The organism is Stappia sp. G46H5W (assembly GCF_058448995.1).
Genome location: NZ_JBZFLL010000002.1, coordinates 239,229 through 257,182, shown reverse-complemented (window position 1 = coordinate 257,182; position 17,954 = coordinate 239,229). Strand labels below are relative to the sequence as shown.

The following is a 17,954-nucleotide window of genomic DNA, read 5'->3' as shown; positions in this document are numbered from 1 at the left end:
GTGGACCGAGCACAAAAAAGCAAGGCGCCCGAACGGGTTACCGCCGGGCGCTTGACAATCGAAAATTGAGACGGATTTTGCAAAATCCCGCGTCAAAATCGCGAAAATTTGCGCAAACCCTCTCGAAACGGTCTTACCACCACTTGCCCGGCTCGAAGCGGCCGGCAGCCTCCTCGATGACATTGCCGAGGGTGTAGAGCGTCTCTTCGCCGAAGGGACGACCGATCAGCTGCAGGCCGAGCGGCAGACCGGCGCTGTTCAGCCCGGCGGGGACAGCCAGACCCGGCAGGCCGGCCATATTCACGGTCACGGTGAAGACGTCGTTGAGGTACATCTGCACCGGATCGCCGCTGAAGGCGCCCGGCGCGAAGGCCGCGTCCGGCGTCGCCGGCGTCAGGATCGCGTCGACGCCCGCATCGAAGGCCTCGTCAAAATCGCGCTTGATCAAAGTGCGGACCTTCTGGGCACGCAGGTAGTAGGCGTCGTAGTAGCCGGCCGACAGCACGTAGGTGCCGATCAGGATGCGGCGCTTCACCTCGGAGCCGAAGCCGGCGGCCCGGGTGTTCTCGTACATGTCGGCGATATCCTCGCCCGGCACGCGCAAGCCGTAGCGCACGCCGTCGTAGCGGGCGAGGTTCGAGGACGCCTCGGCCGGGGCGACGATGTAATAGGCCGGCAGCGCATACTTGGTGTGCGGCAGGCTGATCTCGACGATCTCCGCGCCCGCAGCCTTCAACCAATCGATGCCCTGCTGCCAGAGCGCGTCGATCTCCGCCGGCAGGCCGTCGACCCGGTACTCGGCAGGAATGCCGATCCGCAGGCCCTTGACCGAGCGGCCGATGGCCGCCTCGTAATCCGGCACCGGCAGGTCGACCGAGGTCGTGTCCTTGGCGTCGACCGACGCCATCGAGCGCATCATGATGGCGTTGTCGCGCAAGGTCCGGGTGATCGGACCGGCCTGGTCGAGCGAGGAGGCGTAGGCGACGACGCCCCAGCGCGAGCAGCGGCCATAGGTCGGCTTCATGCCGACCGTGCCGGTGAGCGCGGCGGGCTGACGGATCGAGCCGCCGGTGTCGGTCGCCGTGGCGCCGGCGCACATGAAGGCCGCGACCGCAGCGGCCGAGCCGCCCGAAGAACCGCCGGGAACCAGCGCCTCGGTGGAGCCCTCGCGGCGCCAGGGGTTGACCACGTTGCCGTAATGGGAGGTCTCGTTGGACGAGCCCATGGCGAACTCGTCCATGTTGAGCTTGCCCAGCATCACCGCGCCGTCAGCCCAAAGGTTCGCCGTCACGGTCGATTCGTACGGCGGCTTGAACCCGTCGAGGATGTGGCTGCAGGCCTGGGTGTGGACGCCCTCGGTGGCGAACAGATCCTTGACGCCGAGCGGAATGCCCTCCAGCGCCCCGCCCTCGCCGCGCGCCAGCCGCTCGTCGGAGCGCTTGGCCATCTCGAGCGCCCGGTCGGCGGTGACCGCGACATAGGCATTGATCGCCGGATTGGCCGCCTCGATGGCCGAAAGATAGGCCGTCGTCAGCTCGCTCGCGGTGATCTCGCGGGCGGCGAGCCGCGCGCGGGCCTCCGTCAGGGTCAGTTTGGTCAGCTCGGTCATCGGGGTCTCGCTCGGACTGGATCTCGCTGGTGGTCTGGGTGGCACGGCGCATGGCGCCGTCTCTTGGGAGCCTGTCTCGCGCTCCGCGCGGCCCGCGTCAAGTGCGACGGGGCAGCGCCCGCATGTCATGGTCGGGCGGGCTCTCGATGCCCACCCGGACAGACATGCCTATTCCACCACCTTGGGGACCATGAAGAAATTGTCGTCGGAGGCCGGGGCGTTGGCCACCACTTTCTCCGGATAGCCGCCATCGCTGACGACGTCGGCGCGCTTCTTCATTTCCTGATGGACGACGGAGGTCAGCGGCTCGACGCCGTCCACGTTCACCTCGTCGAGCTGCTCGACGAAGGCCAGGATCGTGTTCAGCTCGCCGGTCATCCGGCTGGCCTCATCGTCCGTGACCTTGACGCGCGCCAGATGGGCGACGCGCTTCACCGTATCGACATCGACGGACATGCGAATTCTCCAACAAGATCAGGCCGTGAAAGGTGCGGGCCTCGCGAACGCCCCTTCCCCCGGATGAAAAGGAGATGGAAAGGACACGCCGCAACGCCGGCAAGCCCGGCCGGCCCGAACGGCCGGCGGGCCGCACCCGCTTGACCGGGCTATATCATCCGCATCCTTCGCCCCGCAAGCCGAAGCCCGCACGGTCCGCCCTCTCCTGCGCTCCCAGGGCGTGTCCGCCTCGCTCCAGGAGCGCTGATCAGGCGGCAGCGCCCTGCCCGCGGCAGGACGAGCCGGATGCGGGCCGGGAGGCGGCGGAGGTCAGCGAGCCCGGCAGGCAAAAACCCGCAGCCGCAGAAGCCTGCGTCCCGGTGGAGGCATGAACGGGGGCATGGGCGAAAGCCGCCGCACCGCGCCACTGCTCTTCCTCGACGATGCGGCCAAGATGCCAGCGCTGGCGGAAGGACACCGTCTCGCGGAAGAAGCGGCCGTCCACCTCGACCCCGTCGAAGCGGCAGGAGAACTCCGCCGTCTCGCCTGCCCGATCGCAGACCAGCCCGTCGACCGTGCCGCGCAGCATGGTGAAGCGGCGAGCGACCGGGTGAAGCTTGCGCAGGACGGCCTCCAGCCCCTCGGCCGCCGCCGCGCCATTGTCGAACAGGCGGATGTCGGGGGCGAAATGCGCCCGCGCCGCGCCGAGAAGATCGCCGCGCGCCAGCGACACCAGATAGTCGTCGAGCCGGCTGCGGAAGGGCGAAACGCGAAGGCGGGAGCGTAACGGAAGGGCAATCGTCATGGCGGCACCTGTTCTGGATTGATGAGAACATTACGAGAACATTCTCCATCTGTCCAGTCGTCAGAACGCCTCTTCAGGACGCGGGCGGACACGTCATTCTCAGGCTGTCATCCCGGCCGACGGCGCAGCCGGAGAGCCGGGACCCATTGGCAACCTCGGCAGGTGTTTTTCGCTCCCCGCCAAACGTCATTGCCGGGCAAGCGGAAGCCAAGACCCGGGAAGGCGCCCCCCTCTCGGCTGTCATGCCTGCGAAGGCAGGCATCCAGTATCCACCGGGCGGATGGTGGCGCCAAAGCAACCCCGCAGCCTCGGCAAGGCTCGCGCGAGGCAACGTCGAAGCTCCGGCCGCACGATCCGGGGTTACTGGATCCCGGTCTTCGGCTACGCCGAAACCGGGATGACACTCTGTGTAAGGGGTTAGCGCGGGCGCGCGCCCGCACTTATCGCTCTGGCAACCAATGGGCCCCGGGTCGCGCTCCGCTTGCCCGGGGTGACGGCAGAGGGGATGCGAGGCCTCGCCCCCCCCCCGGCGTGGCCCCGCCTCAGACCTCCAGCGAGGCGCCGGGCGCGGTGACCTTCACGCGCGAGCTCTGGTCGCCCATTTCCCGCACGAAGGCATCCGCCGACTGGTCGAGGATCGGGAACGTGCCGAAGTGGCAGGGGATGACCGTGTCGAAGTCGAAGAAGCGGCGGCAGGCGAGTGCGGCCGTGCGCGCACCCATGGTGAAGCGGTCGCCGATTGGCACGATGCCGATCTTCGGCGCGTAGAGCTCGTTCACCAGCGCCATGTCGCCGAAAATGTCGGTATCGCCCATGTGGTAGAGGGTCGGCTGGTCCTTGACCCGCACGATCAGGCCGTTCGGCTGGCCCATATAGACCGGCGGCCAGCCGCCGGCGAGCGAGGACGAGGTGTGATGCGCCTGGGTAAGCGAGACCGCGAACGGGCCGACATCGACCGTGCCGCCGCAGCCCATCGGGTTGATGTTCTCATGACCCTGCGACTGGACCCACATGGAGACCTCGAAATTCGCCGTGACCTGCGCGCCGGTCGCCTTGGCGATGGCGATGGTGTCGCCGGTATGGTCGTCATGGCCGTGGGTGAGCAGGATGTGGGTGACGCCCTCGCTGGCCTTCTCGACGCTCATGTTCGAGGGGAAGGACGGATTGCCGCTCAGGAACGGGTCGATGAGGATGGTCGCGCCGGGAATTTCGACGCGGAACGCGGCATGGCCGAGATAGGTGAGCTTCATGATGGCTGCCTCCCTTGAAGCGGAAACGGTGGATGAAATGTCCCGCTGAAATCTAGCCACCTGACGGCAAACGGCAATCCCGGAGCTGTTCGCCCCTCGCGCGCCGTGCTAAAGCCGCTGAATGGCCACAGATCCTCTCCTTGCGCTGGAAGACTTTGCAGCGCGCCTCCCCCGCATCGGACGCCTGATCGGTCTCGATCTGGGCACCAAGACCATCGGGCTTGCCCTGTCCGATCTCGGCCGCGGCATCGCCTCGCCGCTGGAGACGATCCGCCGCAAGAAATTCGGCGTCGATGCCGCCGCCCTGCTCGCCATCTGCGCCAAGCACGAGGTCAGCGGCCTGGTGCTCGGCCTGCCGCTGAACATGGACGGCACGGAAGGTCCGCGCGTGCAGGCGACCCGCGCCTTTGCCCGCAATCTCGCGGCGCTGACCGATATGCCGATGACCGCCTGGGACGAGCGCCTGTCGACCGCCGCCGTCACCCGCACGCTGATCGACGCCGACCGCTCCCGCGCCCGCCGGGCCGAGCTGGTCGACAAGATGGCCGCCTCGTACATCCTGCAGGGCCTGCTCGACCGTCTGACCTACGGCAGCCTCGACGAGCAGGACGAGAGGCCGGACGACGGTCGGCCATGAACGGCGTCTTCAATGCGCTGATTCCGGTGCTGCTGGTGATCGCCGCCGGCAACATCGTCGCGCGCATGGGCCTGATCACCGGCGACCAGTGGCGCGGCATCGAGAAGATCGCCTATTTCCTGCTGTTTCCCGCGCTGATCATCCGCACGGTCGTGAAAACCGACTTCATTGCGATCCCTGCCTTCGGCATGAGCGCGGCGCTGGTCCTGTCGATCTTCGCCATGTCGGCGCTGGCGCTGGCGCTGCAGCCGCTGCTGAAGACGCGATTCGGCATCGACGGGCCGCGCTTCAGCTCGATCTTTCAGGGCGCGACCCGCTGGAACACCTTCGTCGCGCTGGCCATCGCCGACGAGTTGCTGGGCCGCGAGGGCGTCGCGCTGCTGGCGGTGGCGGTGGTGGCGATGATCCCGCTGCTCAACATCATCAACGTGCTGGTGCTGGCGCGCTTCGCCAGCGGCTCGCCGCCGAGCGCCGGGCGCATCGCGCTGGATCTCCTCAAGAACCCGCTGATCTGGTCGACCGGCCTCGGGCTGGCGCTCAACATCGCCGGCGTGCCGCTGCCGCGCTTTGCCGATTCGACACTGCAGATCCTCGGCAATGCGGCGCTGCCCATCGGCATCGTCTGCGTCGGCGCCGGACTGAACCTTGCCGCCCTGCGCCGCCCGGGCCCGGCGCTCGCCACCGCCACCGTGCTGAAGCTGGCGGTGATGCCGGTCTTCGGCTTCCTCTTCGCCCTGCTGCTCGGGCTGGACGGGCCGGCGCTTTCGGCGGTGATCATCGCCATGTCCGTGCCGTCCGCCGGCAACTCCTACCTGCTTGCCCGCCAGATGGGGGGCGATGCGCCGCTGATGGCCGAGATCCTGACCATGCAGACAGTGCTGGCGGCTGTCACCATGCCGCTGGCCCTGCTGCTCGCTCATTAGGAAACGCACTCCCACGGCCATCTGACGCGATTTTCTGCGCTCGCCGTGCTCACGCACCTGAATTCGGCTCGATGGCCACTGCCGGTGGAGAACGCCTCGCCGCGCTTGAGCCGGGCCAAGGAAGCGCCTATAGGGTTGGCTTTAATGAGCGCTCATCATCCCCCCCTCGCGGAGCTTTATCCGCACCGTCACCTCCTCGGCATCGAGGGCCTGCAGCCCAACGAGATCGTCGCGCTGCTCGACCAGGCGGAAGCCGCCGTCGAGATCAGCCGGCAGGTCGAGAAGAAAAAGGCCGTGCTGCGCGGCCGGACCCAGATCAACCTGTTCTTCGAGGCCTCGACGCGGACCCAGTCCTCGTTCGAGATCGCCGGCAAGCGGCTCGGCGCCGACGTCATGAACATGTCGGTCGCCTCGTCCTCGGTGAAGAAGGGCGAGACGCTGATCGACACGGCGGCAACGCTGAACGCCATGCATCCCGACATCATCGTCGTGCGCCACCACGCCGCCGGCGCGGTGCACCTGCTGGCGCAGAAGGTCGGCTGCTCGGTGGTCAATGCCGGCGACGGCGCGCATGAGCACCCGACCCAGGCGCTGCTCGACGCGCTGACCATCCGCCGCCACAAGGGCACCATCGCCGGGCTGACGGTGGCGATCTGCGGCGACATCCTGCATTCGCGGGTCGCCCGCTCCAACATCATCCTGCTGAACGCGCTCGGCGCGCGGGTGCGCGTCGTCGCCCCCTCGACGCTGCTGCCGAACGGCATCGCCCAGATGGGCGTCGAGGTGTTCCAGGACATGCGCAAGGGGCTGGCCGGCGCCGACATCGTGATGATGCTGCGCCTGCAGCGTGAGCGGATGCAGGGCGCCTTCATCCCCTCCGTGCGCGAGTATTTCCGCTATTACGGCCTCGACCGCGACAAGCTGGCGGCGGCCGCAGAGGGCGCGCTGGTGATGCATCCCGGCCCGATGAACCGGGGCGTGGAGATCGATCCGGAAATCGCCGACGGGCCGCAAAGCCTGATCCGCGAGCAGGTCGAGATGGGCGTTGCCGTACGCATGGCCGTCCTCGAGGCGCTCGCCGCCCATCTGCCGAACAAATGAGGAGCCCGGCCATGGCAAACCCGCAGAGCCCGATCCTCCTCACGAATGCCCGGGTGATCGACCCGGCAAGCGGCCTCGACGCGCCCGGCAGCGTGCTGATCGAGAACGGACGCATCACCGCAGCAGGACCGGCGGCGCAGAACCAGGGCGCACCCGAGGGAACCGAGGTGATCGACGTCGCCGGCGCGGTCGTCGCGCCCGGCCTCGTCGATATGGGCGTCACCGTGGGCGAGCCCGGCGCCGAGCACCGCGAGACGCTGGCCAGCGCCAGCCAGGCGGCAGCGGCCGGCGGCGTCACCACCATCGTCACCTCCCCCGACACCGACCCGGTGATCGACGACCCGGCGCTGGTCGACTTCGTGCTGCGCCGCGCCCGCGACACGGCCTGCGTCAACGTCCATCCCTTCGCCGCGCTGACCAAGGGTCTTTCCGGCGAGGAGATGAGCGAGATCGGCCTCTTGCAGGAAGCCGGTGCCGTCGCCTTCTCCAACGGCCACCGCTCGGTCACCCATGCCGGCATCATGCGCCGGCTGATGACCTATGCCCGCGACTTCGGCGCGCTCGTCGTGCACCACACCGAGGACCCGGCGCTATCGGGCTCCGGCGTCATCAACGAGAGCCTGTCGGCCAGCTGGAAGGGCCTGCCGGCAAGCCCGCGCGAGGCCGAGATCATCATGGTCGAGCGCGACCTGCGGCTCGCCGCGCTGACGCGCGGGCGTTACCACGCGCAGTCGATCTCCTGCGCCGAGAGCACCAAGGCGATCGCCCGGGCCAAGGCGGACGGCCTCGACGTCACCTGCGGCATCACCGTCAACCACCTGACGCTGAACGAGAACGACATCGGCCCCTACCGGACCTTCTTCAAGATGTCGCCGCCGCTGCGCTCGGAGGACGAGCGCCAGGCGATGATCGCCGCGCTCGCCGACGGCACCATCGACGTGATCGTCTCCGGCCACGACCCGCAGGACGTGGAGACCAAGCGCCATCCCTTCGCCGAGGCCGCCGACGGCGCCATCGGCCTGGAAACGCTGCTGGCCGCCGGCCTGCGCCTCGTCCATTCCGGCGAGATCGGCCTTGTCCCCCTGCTCGCGGCGATGACGTGCAACCCGGCCCGCCGGCTGGGCCTGGAGGCCGGCCGCCTTGCCGCAGGCAGCCCCGCCGACGTGGTGGTGTTCGATCCCGACCGGCCCTGGGTGCTGGACAAGACGCGGCTGAAGTCGCGCTCCAAGAACACCCCGTTCGAGGACGCGCGCTTCTCCGGCGAGGTGCTGCACACCATCGTCGCCGGACGGATCGTGACGCCCTGAGACCCTTGCGAAACGCTGCGGAAAACCGGATTTCCCTTTTCGATCCGATGTTCTAGAGTTACATCGTCGCCGCAACCGGAGGCTGCACGTTGCCCGATCCGATCAGCTGGGCCCTTGCCTGGCCCTACTACCTGACTGCGCTCGTTTTCGGCTATCTGCTGGGCTCGATCCCCTTCGGGCTGATCATCACGCGGCTGGCGGGCCAGGGCGACATCCGCAAGATCGGCTCCGGCAATATCGGCACCACCAACGTGCTGCGCACCGGCAAGAAGCACCTGGCCGCCCTCACCCTCCTCGGCGACATGCTGAAGGGCACGGTGGCCGTGCTGGTGGCCAGCCGCTACGGCGGACCGGACCCGGCGGTGATCGCCGGCTTCGGTGCCTTCATCGGCCATATCTTTCCGGTCTGGCTGCGCTTTCGCGGCGGCAAGGGCGTTGCCACCTATCTCGGCATCCTGCTCGGCCTCTACTGGCCGGCGGCGCTCGCCTTCGCCGCGATCTGGGTCGCGGTCGCCTTCGTGACGCGCTACTCCTCCGCCTCCGCCCTCGTGGCGAGCCTTGCGACCCCCTTGCTGCTGTGGTTCGTCTTCGACCGGGCGCAGGTCGCCGAGCTGATGGCGCTGCTCTCGGTCATCCTGTGGGCCAAGCATCACGAGAATATCGGCCGCCTGCTCAAGGGCACCGAAGGCCGGATCGGCCAGAAGGCATGAGTTCAGGCGCGACCGGGCGCGGTCGCGCCCTCTCCGACCGCCAGCGCCTGGCCTGGCTGCGCCTGATCCGCTCCGAGAATGTCGGTCCGGTCACCTTCCGCGAACTGATCAACCACACCGGCTCCGCCGAGGCAGCGCTCGCCGCCCTGCCGGAACTCTCCCGCCGCGGCGGCAAGCGCACCATCCGCATCGCCTCGCAGGCCGACGCGGAGCGCGAGATCGAGGCGCTGGCGCGGATCGGCGGACGCCTGCGGGCGCTCGGCGAATACGGCTACCCGCCCCTGCTGCGCCATGTCGACGGCGCCCCGCCGCTGATCTCCGTGCTCGGCTCCGACGACCGGCTGGCGGATGCGGCGACCATCGCCATGGTCGGCGCGCGCAATGCCTCGCTCGCCGGACAGAAGATCGCCAGCGAGATCTCCGGCTACCTGTCGGCGGCCGGTTACACCGTCGTCTCGGGACTGGCGCGTGGCATCGACGCGGCCGCCCACCGCGCGGCGCTGGCGGGCGGCACGGCAGCGGTGCTGGCCGGCGGCGTCGACATCATCTATCCGCCGGAAAACCGCGAGCTCTACCACGACATCGCCGCCCGGGGCGGCGCCATCGTCAGCGAAATGCCCTTCGGCTGGAAACCGCGGGCCCGCGACTTCCCGCGCCGCAACCGGCTGATTTCCGGCATGTCGCTGGCAACGGTGCTGATCGAGGCGGCGCGCGGCTCCGGCTCGCTGCACACCGCGCGCTTTGCCGCCGAGCAGAACCGCGAGGTCTTCGTGGTGCCCGGCTCGCCGCTGGACCCGCGTTCGGAAGGCGGCAACCGGCTGATCCGCGACGGCGCAACGTTGGTAGCGAACGGCGCCGACGTGCTGGAAAGCCTGGGGCCCCGGCGCATCGCCGAAGAGGCCCCCGGCCTCGACATCGAGGAACCGGTCGCAGGCGGCGGCCCCGTCCAGCCGCCGGAAGTGGAGGACCGCGACCGTGGCCGCGTGCTGTCCGCGCTGGGGGCAGCGCCGGTCGAGGTCGACGAGCTGATCCGCTACACCGGCCTTGCGGCGCGCATCGTCCACGTGATCCTGCTGGAACTGGAGCTCGCCGGACGGCTGGAGCGCCATCGCGGCCAACGCATCAGCCTGATCGACGGACGCTGAGACAGACGCCGGGAACGGCAACGGGCGGACGACATCAGACGGGCGCGAGACGCACGCGGGGGCCGGCGAAAACCGAGCCTCGGGAAAGGGCATTTCCGCTGCCTTGCAGCGCGCCAGGCAGCCAGCCCGCCCGCCGGTCCGGTTCCCCGCTGCCGCGCTTCGCCCCGCAGCATCGATCACCGTTCCGTGAGGGTCAGACCGCAATGCGGATTGCAGCTGAATTTAGCACAACCAAAATTACAACCCAAAGGGGCGACGAGGTTGCACGATAGATATGCAAAAAAGAATGCAACCTGTGATGTGACTTATCGCCTTGCGGCTTTCTCGGCGCCCGAACGCTCCATCTCCGCATGCCTGTCGAAGGCTTCGACCCGCGCCATTTCAAGCAAATATGCAAGGAATTCCATATCGTTATTGGACGCAAGGTCTCTCAGCTCACGGCAGATCTGGGCGCAGTAGCGTGCGGCCTCAGAGCGGTCATTCTGTGGATCTATCGGCATTATGTGACCCGGTTGTTGGCCTGACGAGGCGTCGCAGAAGGTTTATACAACCATTGATTTTATACAATCATAGTACACGTCAAAAACGACGGCTGGCAAGGATGCGGCACGATATTCGCGTGGCCTGCCCGCAACTTGCGCAGTTTTACGGACATGAGGCACAGGCTTTCCACCGGTCGTGCCCATCAGGCGGCCATCACGGCGGCGACACCCCGGTTTTCATCGGGTTGTAGAGGTGGCATTCGCTACACGCCTACATTGAGGCGCCGGCAACCAACGCAAGAAGCGCTGCGAAAGGCGGTCCTTGCGCGCCGCATGGCGCGCGCCCGGCAAAGTATCGGCGCAGGGGCAGCGTCAGGCCTGCGCCTCTTCAGGCGTCACACCCAGGAAGCAGAAACAGCTGGAAGATGGGGGGAAGCGCCGCCGTAACGCCCGCCGCGCTTGCGGCAGCGCATTCCCGCGCCTTCGCGCATCCTGCCGGACGATGGACCGCTCACAGCGAGGTTGCGGGCAAGTTGGGAGGCGCTCGGCTGTCAGCCCCTCAACAGGCGCAGCAGATGGCTGCCGGCCCATAGGGCCAGGGCAAGCCAGAGGCAGACGATCACCGCGCCGGCAATACGGCTTCGCTTGCAAGGAGGGGCTGTGGCGGCCTTGTCGCGGGCGCGGGCGATCACCTCGTCCGGCATCAGCCGCAGCACCAGCCAGAGGCCGGCGGGGACGAGGATCAGGTCGTCAAGGAGACCGAGAACCGGAATGAAGTCGGGAATGAGATCGATCGGCGACAGGGCGTAGGCGACGACGAGGGCGGCGAGAAGCCGTGCGACCAGCGGCGCCTGCGGATCGCGCAAGGCGATGGCCAGCACGACGACGTCCCGCTTCAGCTGCCGCGCCCATTCAACCAGACGCGGCAGCATCGCCCTGCCCCTTACGCGGTCTTGTTGAAGATCTCGCGGCCGATCAGCATGCGGCGGATCTCCGAGGTGCCCGCGCCGATCTCGTAGAGCTTGGCATCGCGCAGCAGCCGGCCGGTCGGGTATTCGTTGATATAGCCGTTGCCGCCGAGCAGCTGGATCGCGTCGAGGGCGATCTTGGTGGCGTTCTCCGCCGCGTAGAGGATGGCGCCGGCGGCGTCCTCGCGCGTGGTCTCGCCGCGGTCGCAGGACTGGGCCACCGCATAGACATAGGCACGGCTGGCGTTCATCGAGACATACATGTCGGCGATCTTGCCCTGAACGAGCTGGAAGGTGCCGATCGGCTGGTCGAACTGCTTGCGCTCGTGGATGTAGGGAATGACCACGTCCATCGCCGCCTGCATGATGCCGATGCAGCCGGCCGCCAGCACCGCGCGCTCGTAGTCGAGGCCGGACATCAGCACGTTGACGCCCTTGCCGACCTCGCCGAGCACGTTCTCCTCCGGCACCTCGCAATCCTCGAACACCAGCTCGCCGGTGAGCGAGCCGCGCATGCCGAGCTTGTCGAGTTTCTGGGCGACTGAGAAGCCCTTGAAGTCCTTCTCGATGAGGAAGGCGGTAATGCCCTTGGGGCCGGCGGACGGATCGGTCTTGGCATAGACGATCATCGTGTCGGCATCCGGACCGTTGGTGATCCACATCTTGGTGCCGTTGAGGATGTAGCGGTCGCCGCGCTTGTCGGCGCGCAGCTTCATCGACACGACGTCGGAACCGGCGCCGGGCTCGGACATGGCCAGCGCGCCGAGATGCTCGCCGCTGACCAGCTTGGCCAGATAGCGCGTCTTCTGCGCATCCGTGCCCCAGCGGCGCAGCTGGTTGACGCAGAGATTGGAATGGGCGCCGTAGGACAGGCCGATGGAGGCGGAGGCGCGGCTGACCTCTTCCATGGCGATGCAGTGCTCGAGATAGCCGAGGCCAGACCCGCCCCACTCCTCTTCCACCGTGATGCCGTGCAGGCCGAGCTCGCCCATGGCCGGCCACAGCTCCTCGCGCGGGAACCAGTCCTCGCGGTCGATGCGGTCGGCGAGCGGGGCGATGGTGTCCTGCGAGAAGGAGCGGACGCTGTCGCGCAGCATGTCGGCGGTGTCGCCGAGGTTGAAGTTGAAGCCGGGGAAGTCGTTGCGGATCATGGGTTCGTCTCCGAAAGATGGGCAGGCGGCGCGCGGCGCCTCAGTCCTGCGAAAACACGTGGTCGTAGCGCACGAAGGAACTCAGCACCGCGACCTGGTCGTAGAGCCGGCGGGCACGGGCATTGTCGTCATGGGTCTGCCAATAGACGGAGCGGCAGCCGCGCCGGCGGGTCGCCGCATAGACGCCCTCGATCAGCGCGCGCCCGACGCCGCCACCGCGCAGGGTCTCGTCGACATAAAGGTCTTCCAAATAGCAGGTCGGCTCGATGGACCAGGTGGTCTCGTGCACCACGTAGTGCACGAAGCCGACAAGGCGCCCGCCGCGTTCGGCGACGAGACCCTCGTGGGCGCCGTCGCCGGAAATCCGCACGAAGACGGCATCGCTCACGCCGTCGGGCAGCTCCTGCTTGTAGAACGCGAGATAGGCCGCCCACAGCGCATCCCAGGCGGCGCGGTCGGACGGCTCCAGCCGGCGGATGACGGTGGCCTCTGCCCCGCCTTGCGCATCAGTCATTCAGCCCCTCCAGCGCGATCATTGTGAAAAGTCCGGTGGCGATGTGAATGTCCTCCTCGCCCGGCGTCTGGCCGTAGACGTCGGATGCGGTGACGGTGAGCGTGCGCCCCGGCTTGATGACCCGCCCGCGGGCGACGAGACGCGCGCCCCGGCCGGGGTTCAAGAGGTTCATCTTGAACTCGGTCGTCAGCACGCCGAAGCCCTTCGGGTAAAGCGACAGGGCGGCATAGCCGGCTGCGGTATCGGCCAACGTGGTGGTGACGCCGGCATGGAAATAGCCGTGCTGCTGTACGAGACCGTCGGCGAAGGCGACGGCAAGGTCGACCGAGCCCGGCTCCAGCCGGTCGATGCTGGCCCCCAGCGTCGTCATGAAGGCCTGACGGGCGAAGCTCGCCTCGACCCGATCGCGCCAGGCGGGGTCGCGCGGCTCGAACGCCCGCACCTTCTCTGCTACTTGCGTCATCCCATCCTCCCGTCGATGGCCCGCGCTTTCAAGGAGCCAAGGCGCGAGCTCTTGTCATGTCTTTTCGATCTATTCGGCCTTCGTCGCCGCGGCCGCGGCGGAGAACAGGTCGCTCATCGGCCCGAGCTCTCCGAGCCGGGCACGGGCGCCGCGCTCCACCTCGTCGAGCTCTGCCAGCGTCAGGTCGATGTCGTGACGCTTGGCCATCAGCTCCGACCGCCGCCCCTCGATGCGCTGGAGCAGCAGCTGGAGCTGGCCCGCCTCGCCCGGCGACTTGTCGTACATGGTGATGATGTCGCGGATCTCCGCGAGGGTGAAGCCGAGCCGCTTGCCACGCAGGATCAGCTTCAGCCGCGTCCGGTCGCCGGGCTTGTAGAGCCTCTGGCGCCCGCGCCGCGTCGGCTTGAGAAAGCCCTCCGCCTCGTAGAAGCGCAAGGTGCGTGTCGTCACGCCGAATTCCTGCGTCAGCTGGGTGATAGTGTAATAGGGCTGCATGGCCTCCTCCGCAGAAAACCCTGCATGACGTTTACGTTCCAGTCAACAGGATATATTTCTGTCATTTAATACAAGGATTTATGCTGAAATAATTTCAGCATGAAACGAATTCCGCACGTCTCACCAAGGCAAGGCGTCAGCGGATCGCGTAGGGCACCAGCCGGCGGTCGTCGCTGTCGATGGAGATCGCCCGGTTGAGCGGCGGCACGGAGCGCTGCGGACAGGTGAGCCGCTCGCAGATGCGGCAGGAGACGCCGATGGGCTCGAACGCCGCCTCGCGGGTGAGGTCGAGATCGTCGCAATAGACGATATCGCGCGCATGGGCGATCTCCGCGCCCAGCGCGATCGCATAGTGCAGCACCGGGCCGCTGTAGCCGCCGGACTTCTTCACCACGTGGGCGGCGAGCGAGATGTAGCGCGAGCCGTCCGGCGTCTCGGCGAGCTGGCGGATGATCGCCCCGTGGCTCTCGAAGGCGCGGTGCACGTTCCACAAGGGACAGGCGGCGCCGAAACGGGCGAACTGCAGCTTGGTCGCCGAGTGGCGCTTGGTGATGTTGCCGGCCCTGTCGACCCGGGCGAAGAAGAAGGGAATGCCCTTCAGGCGAGGGCGCTGCATGGTGGAGAGGCGATGCGCCACCTGCTCCAGGCTGGCGCCGAACCGGTCGGCGATGAGGTCGAGATCATGGCGGGTCTCCTGCGCGGCCGACAGGAAGGCGCGATAGGGCAGCACCATGCCGCCGGCATAGGCATTGGCAAGGCCGATGCGCGCGACCTGCGCCGCATCCGAGGTCTGGAACCGCGCCCGTGCCACCACCGCCTCGACGATGTCGCCGGCCTCCAGCAGCGCGATCTGGTGGGCGAGCTGGAAGACGATGGTGGATTCAGGCAGCGCCTCATTGAGATAGAGCCGGCGCTGCTCCCGGTCGAAGCGGCGGATGGCGCCCTCCCCCGCGGTGCCGGCGCGCCGGCGCTCGACGGCGATGCCGTGCCGCTCCTCCAGATACTGCGCAAGATCGCGGGCGAAGATCCGCCCCGAAGGCGACAGGCGCGTCGCCAGATCCTCGGCGGCGAGGTCCAACTCGTGGATGTAGTTGTTCTCGAAATGGAAGAAGTCGCGCACTTCCTCGTACGGGGTCGGGCGGGCGAGCCCCTCGTCGCGGGCCAGCCTGTCGTCGAACTGAGCCAGCTGCTCGCCCATCTGGCGATAGGCCTGATGCAGGCGCACAAGCGCATGGGCGAAGTCCGGCGCGTTCTGGCTGACCATCTTGAAATCCTGCAGCCCCGGCACGGCGCCCGCCAGCACCGGATCGGCGAAGACCTCCTGCAAGGCGGCGATCAGCCGGTCGTCGTCGTCGACCGAGAGCGAGGCAAGGTCGAGGCCGAAGCGCTCCGACAGGGTGAGCAGGACCGGCGCGGAGACCGGGCGCTGGTTGTTCTCCAGCTGGTTGACATAGCTGGTCGACAGGCCGAGGCGCTCGGCAAAATCCCGTTGCGTCAGCTGGGCCTTCTCGCGCAGGCTGCGGATCTGGCGGCCGAGGAACAGCTTTTTCATGACACGCTCTTCATGGCGGGGGCCCGGCTGGAGATGTTTGCAAATTCGCAAAATGAAGTTTGCAAACAGATTAAATTCGCTTTGCGGCTTTTTCAACTCTCCCGCTGCAAGGCGAAAAGGAGTAGCGAACAGGCAATGTGCCGCATGCGCGAGGCGACATGCCCGACGCGACGTGCGGCCCCGAACACGAGAGCCCGCGGCATCCGGGTCGGCAAGCCCCGCACGCGGCCCCCAGGAGGAAACGCCATGTCCGGCAGCTTCGCCGCCACCACCACGCCCCGTACCCTGCTCCGCTCGCTCGCCATTGCCCTGGCCGGATCGCTGCTGCTGACGGCCTCGGCCAAGGTCAGCGTTCCGTTCTACCCGGTGCCGATGACGCTGCAGACGCTGGCGCTCTTGGTGCTGGGCTTCACGCTCGGCCCGCGTCTGGCGACCACTGCTGTCGCCGCCTACCTGCTGCAGGGCGCGGCCGGCCTGCCGGTCTTCGCCGACACGCCCGCCAAGGGCATCGGCCTTGCCTACATGATGGGTCCGACCGGCGGCTTCCTCCTCGGCTTCCTCGCCTCCGCCTGGCTTGCCGGCATCTTCGCCGAGCGCGGCTGGACGCAAAACCTGTGGCAGGCGATCCCGGCCTCGATCATGGCCCAGGCCGTCGTCTTCGCCCCCGGCCTGCTGTGGCTCGGCGCGCTCATCGGTTTCGACAAGCCGATCCTCGCACTGGGGCTTTATCCCTTCGTCATCGGCGGTATCGTGAAGTCCGTGCTTGCCGCTGCCATCGCCGTTACGCTGGTGCGCGCCCGCACCCGCTGATCATCAGTCCGCTGCCGCCACAAGAGCGCAACGCCACCAGAGCCCGAAAGGCCAGCCATGCAGGAAATTTTGCAGGAACTGGAAAACCGCCGCGCCGCCGCCCGTCTTGCGGGCGGCACACGCCGTATCGAGGCGCAGCATGCCAAGGGCAAGCTGACGGCGCGCGAACGCGTCGAGATCTTCCTCGATGAAGGCTCGTTCGAGGAATACGACATGTTCGTCACCCACCGCTGCGTGGATTTCGGCATGCAGGACACCTCGATGCCGGGCGACGGCGTCATCACCGGCTGGGGCACGGTGAACGGCCGCATGGTCTACGTGTTCTCGCAGGACTTCACCGTGTTCGGCGGCTCGCTATCCGAGACCCATGCCCAGAAGATCTGCAAGATCATGGACATGGCGATGAAGAACGGCGCGCCCGTGATCGGCCTCAACGACAGCGGCGGCGCCCGCATCCAGGAAGGCGTCGCCTCGCTCGCCGGCTATGCCGACGTCTTCCAGCGCAACATCATGGCCTCGGGCGTGGTACCGCAGATCTCCATGATCATGGGCCCTTGCGCGGGCGGCGCGGTCTACTCGCCGGCGATGACCGACTTCATCTTCATGGTCCGCGACACGTCCTACATGTTCGTCACCGGCCCGGATGTGGTGAAGACGGTGACCAACGAGGTGGTGACGGCCGAGGAGCTGGGAGGCGCCAAGACCCACACCAGCAAGTCCTCGGTCGCGGACGGCGCCTTCGACAACGACGTGGAGGCGCTGATCGCCCTGCGCCGCTTCATCGACTTCCTGCCCTCCAGCAACCGCGAGAAGCCGCCCGTCCGCCCGTTCTTCGACGATCCGGCGCGCATCGACAATTCGCTCGACACCCTGATCCCGGACAACCCGAACAAGCCCTACGACATGAAGGAGCTGATCGTGAAGATCGCCGACGAGGGCGACTTCTTCGAGCTCCAGGAGAACTATGCCGGCAACATCGTCACCGGCTTCATCCGCATCGAAGGCCAGACGGTCGGCGTCGTCGCCAACCAGCCGATGGTGCTGGCCGGCGTGCTCGACATCAACTCCTCGCGCAAGGCCGCGCGCTTCGTGCGCTTCTGCGACTGCTTCAACATCCCGATCCTGACCTTGGTCGACGTGCCAGGCTTCCTGCCCGGCACCAGCCAGGAATACGGCGGCGTCATCAAGCACGGCGCCAAGCTGCTCTTCGCCTATGGCGAGGCGACGGTCCCGAAGGTCACCGTCATCACCCGCAAGGCCTATGGCGGCGCCTATGACGTGATGTCGTCCAAGCATATCCGCGGCGACATCAACTACGCCTGGCCGACGGCAGAGATCGCGGTGATGGGCGCCAAGGGCGCGACCGAGATCCTCTATCGCTCCGAGCTGGGCGACCCGGAGAAGATCGCCGCGCGCACCAAGGAATACGAGGACCGCTTCGCCAACCCGTTCGTGGCGGCGGAGAAGGGCTTCATCGACGACGTGATCATGCCGCACTCGACCCGCCGGCGGGTCGCACGGGCGCTGGCGACGCTGCGCAACAAGCAGCTCTCCAACCCCTGGAAGAAGCACGACAACATTCCGCTGTGATGCGCGC

The 17,954-nt window shown here is 67.5% G+C and carries 18 protein-coding genes; 8 read left to right on the top strand and 10 right to left on the bottom strand.

Going from position 1 to position 17,954, the window contains the following annotated elements; all coding sequences use genetic code 11:
- Positions 1–133: 133 nt before the first annotated feature.
- From gatA to ACVJ6E_RS06840, 4 genes are all read right to left on the bottom strand, one after another.
- Positions 134–1,609 (bottom strand): Asp-tRNA(Asn)/Glu-tRNA(Gln) amidotransferase subunit GatA, encoded by a 1,476-nt coding sequence (gatA, locus tag ACVJ6E_RS06855; RefSeq protein WP_120267613.1) that lies wholly within the window; start codon positions 1,607–1,609, stop codon positions 134–136.
- A gap of 168 nt (positions 1,610–1,777) precedes the next feature.
- Positions 1,778–2,065: an Asp-tRNA(Asn)/Glu-tRNA(Gln) amidotransferase subunit GatC gene (gene gatC / locus ACVJ6E_RS06850; protein WP_067215953.1), complete on the bottom strand. Its 288-nt coding sequence runs from the start codon at positions 2,063–2,065 to the stop codon at positions 1,778–1,780.
- A gap of 247 nt (positions 2,066–2,312) precedes the next feature.
- Complete coding sequence (locus tag ACVJ6E_RS06845; protein ID WP_120267612.1) at positions 2,313–2,849, bottom strand: hypothetical protein; 537 nt, start codon at positions 2,847–2,849, stop codon at positions 2,313–2,315.
- Positions 2,850–3,391: 542 nt separating this feature from the next.
- Entirely contained in the window at positions 3,392–4,099 is a 708-nt protein-coding gene (locus ACVJ6E_RS06840; RefSeq protein ID WP_120267611.1) for a metal-dependent hydrolase, read from the bottom strand.
- 121 nt (positions 4,100–4,220) lie between these two features.
- On the opposite strand from ACVJ6E_RS06840, the gene ruvX reads away from it, so the two are divergent.
- The 6 genes from ruvX to dprA all read left to right on the top strand — a co-directional run bounded on the left by ruvX (position 4,221) and on the right by dprA (position 9,922).
- Positions 4,221–4,736: a Holliday junction resolvase RuvX gene (gene ruvX / locus ACVJ6E_RS06835; RefSeq protein WP_120267610.1), complete on the top strand. Its 516-nt coding sequence runs from the start codon at positions 4,221–4,223 to the stop codon at positions 4,734–4,736.
- Positions 4,733–5,659, top strand: a complete 927-nt coding sequence (locus ACVJ6E_RS06830) for an AEC family transporter (protein ID WP_120267609.1) — start codon at positions 4,733–4,735, stop codon at positions 5,657–5,659. The genes ruvX and ACVJ6E_RS06830 overlap by 4 nt, the downstream gene beginning before the upstream one ends.
- Before the next feature lie 144 nt (positions 5,660–5,803).
- Positions 5,804–6,760: an aspartate carbamoyltransferase catalytic subunit gene (locus ACVJ6E_RS06825; RefSeq protein ID WP_120267608.1), complete on the top strand. Its 957-nt coding sequence runs from the start codon at positions 5,804–5,806 to the stop codon at positions 6,758–6,760.
- A gap of 11 nt (positions 6,761–6,771) precedes the next feature.
- Positions 6,772–8,067 (top strand): dihydroorotase, encoded by a 1,296-nt coding sequence (locus tag ACVJ6E_RS06820; protein ID WP_120267607.1) that lies wholly within the window; start codon positions 6,772–6,774, stop codon positions 8,065–8,067.
- An 89-nt stretch (positions 8,068–8,156) separates the two neighbouring features.
- On the top strand, positions 8,157–8,777 hold the full coding sequence (plsY, locus tag ACVJ6E_RS06815; protein WP_120267606.1) for a glycerol-3-phosphate 1-O-acyltransferase PlsY: 621 nt from the start codon (positions 8,157–8,159) through the stop codon (positions 8,775–8,777).
- Positions 8,774–9,922, top strand: a complete 1,149-nt coding sequence (dprA, locus tag ACVJ6E_RS06810; RefSeq protein WP_120267605.1) for a DNA-processing protein DprA — start codon at positions 8,774–8,776, stop codon at positions 9,920–9,922. The genes plsY and dprA overlap by 4 nt, the downstream gene beginning before the upstream one ends.
- Before the next feature lie 1,033 nt (positions 9,923–10,955).
- Here dprA and ACVJ6E_RS06805 read toward each other — a convergent pair.
- The 6 genes from ACVJ6E_RS06805 to ACVJ6E_RS06780 all read right to left on the bottom strand — a co-directional run bounded on the left by ACVJ6E_RS06805 (position 10,956) and on the right by ACVJ6E_RS06780 (position 15,547).
- Complete coding sequence (locus tag ACVJ6E_RS06805; RefSeq protein WP_120267604.1) at positions 10,956–11,336, bottom strand: DUF1232 domain-containing protein; 381 nt, start codon at positions 11,334–11,336, stop codon at positions 10,956–10,958.
- Positions 11,337–11,347: 11 nt separating this feature from the next.
- Complete coding sequence (locus tag ACVJ6E_RS06800) at positions 11,348–12,523, bottom strand: isovaleryl-CoA dehydrogenase (protein WP_120267603.1); 1,176 nt, start codon at positions 12,521–12,523, stop codon at positions 11,348–11,350.
- A gap of 40 nt (positions 12,524–12,563) precedes the next feature.
- Positions 12,564–13,037: a GNAT family N-acetyltransferase gene (locus tag ACVJ6E_RS06795; protein ID WP_120267602.1), complete on the bottom strand. Its 474-nt coding sequence runs from the start codon at positions 13,035–13,037 to the stop codon at positions 12,564–12,566.
- The gene (locus ACVJ6E_RS06790; protein WP_199681003.1) at positions 13,030–13,500 is read right to left on the bottom strand and encodes a PaaI family thioesterase; all 471 of its coding nucleotides are present in this window, start codon (positions 13,498–13,500) and stop codon (positions 13,030–13,032) included. The genes ACVJ6E_RS06795 and ACVJ6E_RS06790 overlap by 8 nt, the downstream gene beginning before the upstream one ends.
- Before the next feature lie 69 nt (positions 13,501–13,569).
- A complete protein-coding gene (locus ACVJ6E_RS06785; RefSeq protein ID WP_120267601.1) occupies positions 13,570–13,995 on the bottom strand; it encodes a MerR family transcriptional regulator in 426 nt (141 codons plus the stop codon).
- A 136-nt stretch (positions 13,996–14,131) separates the two neighbouring features.
- Positions 14,132–15,547, bottom strand: a complete 1,416-nt coding sequence (locus tag ACVJ6E_RS06780) for a helix-turn-helix transcriptional regulator (RefSeq protein ID WP_120267600.1) — start codon at positions 15,545–15,547, stop codon at positions 14,132–14,134.
- 246 nt (positions 15,548–15,793) lie between these two features.
- Between ACVJ6E_RS06780 and ACVJ6E_RS06775 the strand changes: the two genes are divergently transcribed.
- Both ACVJ6E_RS06775 and ACVJ6E_RS06770 read left to right on the top strand, forming a co-directional pair.
- Positions 15,794–16,357, top strand: a complete 564-nt coding sequence (locus ACVJ6E_RS06775; protein ID WP_120267599.1) for a biotin transporter BioY — start codon at positions 15,794–15,796, stop codon at positions 16,355–16,357.
- Positions 16,358–16,414: 57 nt separating this feature from the next.
- Positions 16,415–17,947 (top strand): acyl-CoA carboxylase subunit beta, encoded by a 1,533-nt coding sequence (locus tag ACVJ6E_RS06770; RefSeq protein ID WP_067215996.1) that lies wholly within the window; start codon positions 16,415–16,417, stop codon positions 17,945–17,947.
- Positions 17,948–17,954 lie beyond the last annotated feature (7 nt).

Coding starts and splice junctions, on each gene's coding strand:
- ACVJ6E_RS06830 (WP_120267609.1), top strand. CDS start 4,733: ATGAACGGCGTCTTCAATGCGCTGATTCCGGTGCTGCTGGTGATCGCC.
- ACVJ6E_RS06785 (WP_120267601.1), bottom strand. CDS start 13,995: ATGCAGCCCTATTACACTATCACCCAGCTGACGCAGGAATTCGGCGTG.
- ACVJ6E_RS06780 (WP_120267600.1), bottom strand. CDS start 15,547: ATGAAAAAGCTGTTCCTCGGCCGCCAGATCCGCAGCCTGCGCGAGAAG.
- ruvX (WP_120267610.1), top strand. CDS start 4,221: ATGGCCACAGATCCTCTCCTTGCGCTGGAAGACTTTGCAGCGCGCCTC.
- dprA (WP_120267605.1), top strand. CDS start 8,774: ATGAGTTCAGGCGCGACCGGGCGCGGTCGCGCCCTCTCCGACCGCCAG.
- ACVJ6E_RS06840 (WP_120267611.1), bottom strand. CDS start 4,099: ATGAAGCTCACCTATCTCGGCCATGCCGCGTTCCGCGTCGAAATTCCC.
- ACVJ6E_RS06770 (WP_067215996.1), top strand. CDS start 16,415: ATGCAGGAAATTTTGCAGGAACTGGAAAACCGCCGCGCCGCCGCCCGT.
- ACVJ6E_RS06805 (WP_120267604.1), bottom strand. CDS start 11,336: ATGCTGCCGCGTCTGGTTGAATGGGCGCGGCAGCTGAAGCGGGACGTC.
- gatC (WP_067215953.1), bottom strand. CDS start 2,065: ATGTCCGTCGATGTCGATACGGTGAAGCGCGTCGCCCATCTGGCGCGC.
- ACVJ6E_RS06825 (WP_120267608.1), top strand. CDS start 5,804: ATGAGCGCTCATCATCCCCCCCTCGCGGAGCTTTATCCGCACCGTCAC.
- ACVJ6E_RS06795 (WP_120267602.1), bottom strand. CDS start 13,037: ATGACTGATGCGCAAGGCGGGGCAGAGGCCACCGTCATCCGCCGGCTG.
- ACVJ6E_RS06845 (WP_120267612.1), bottom strand. CDS start 2,849: ATGACGATTGCCCTTCCGTTACGCTCCCGCCTTCGCGTTTCGCCCTTC.
- ACVJ6E_RS06790 (WP_199681003.1), bottom strand. CDS start 13,500: ATGACGCAAGTAGCAGAGAAGGTGCGGGCGTTCGAGCCGCGCGACCCC.
- ACVJ6E_RS06775 (WP_120267599.1), top strand. CDS start 15,794: ATGTCCGGCAGCTTCGCCGCCACCACCACGCCCCGTACCCTGCTCCGC.
- ACVJ6E_RS06820 (WP_120267607.1), top strand. CDS start 6,772: ATGGCAAACCCGCAGAGCCCGATCCTCCTCACGAATGCCCGGGTGATC.
- gatA (WP_120267613.1), bottom strand. CDS start 1,609: ATGACCGAGCTGACCAAACTGACCCTGACGGAGGCCCGCGCGCGGCTC.
- ACVJ6E_RS06800 (WP_120267603.1), bottom strand. CDS start 12,523: ATGATCCGCAACGACTTCCCCGGCTTCAACTTCAACCTCGGCGACACC.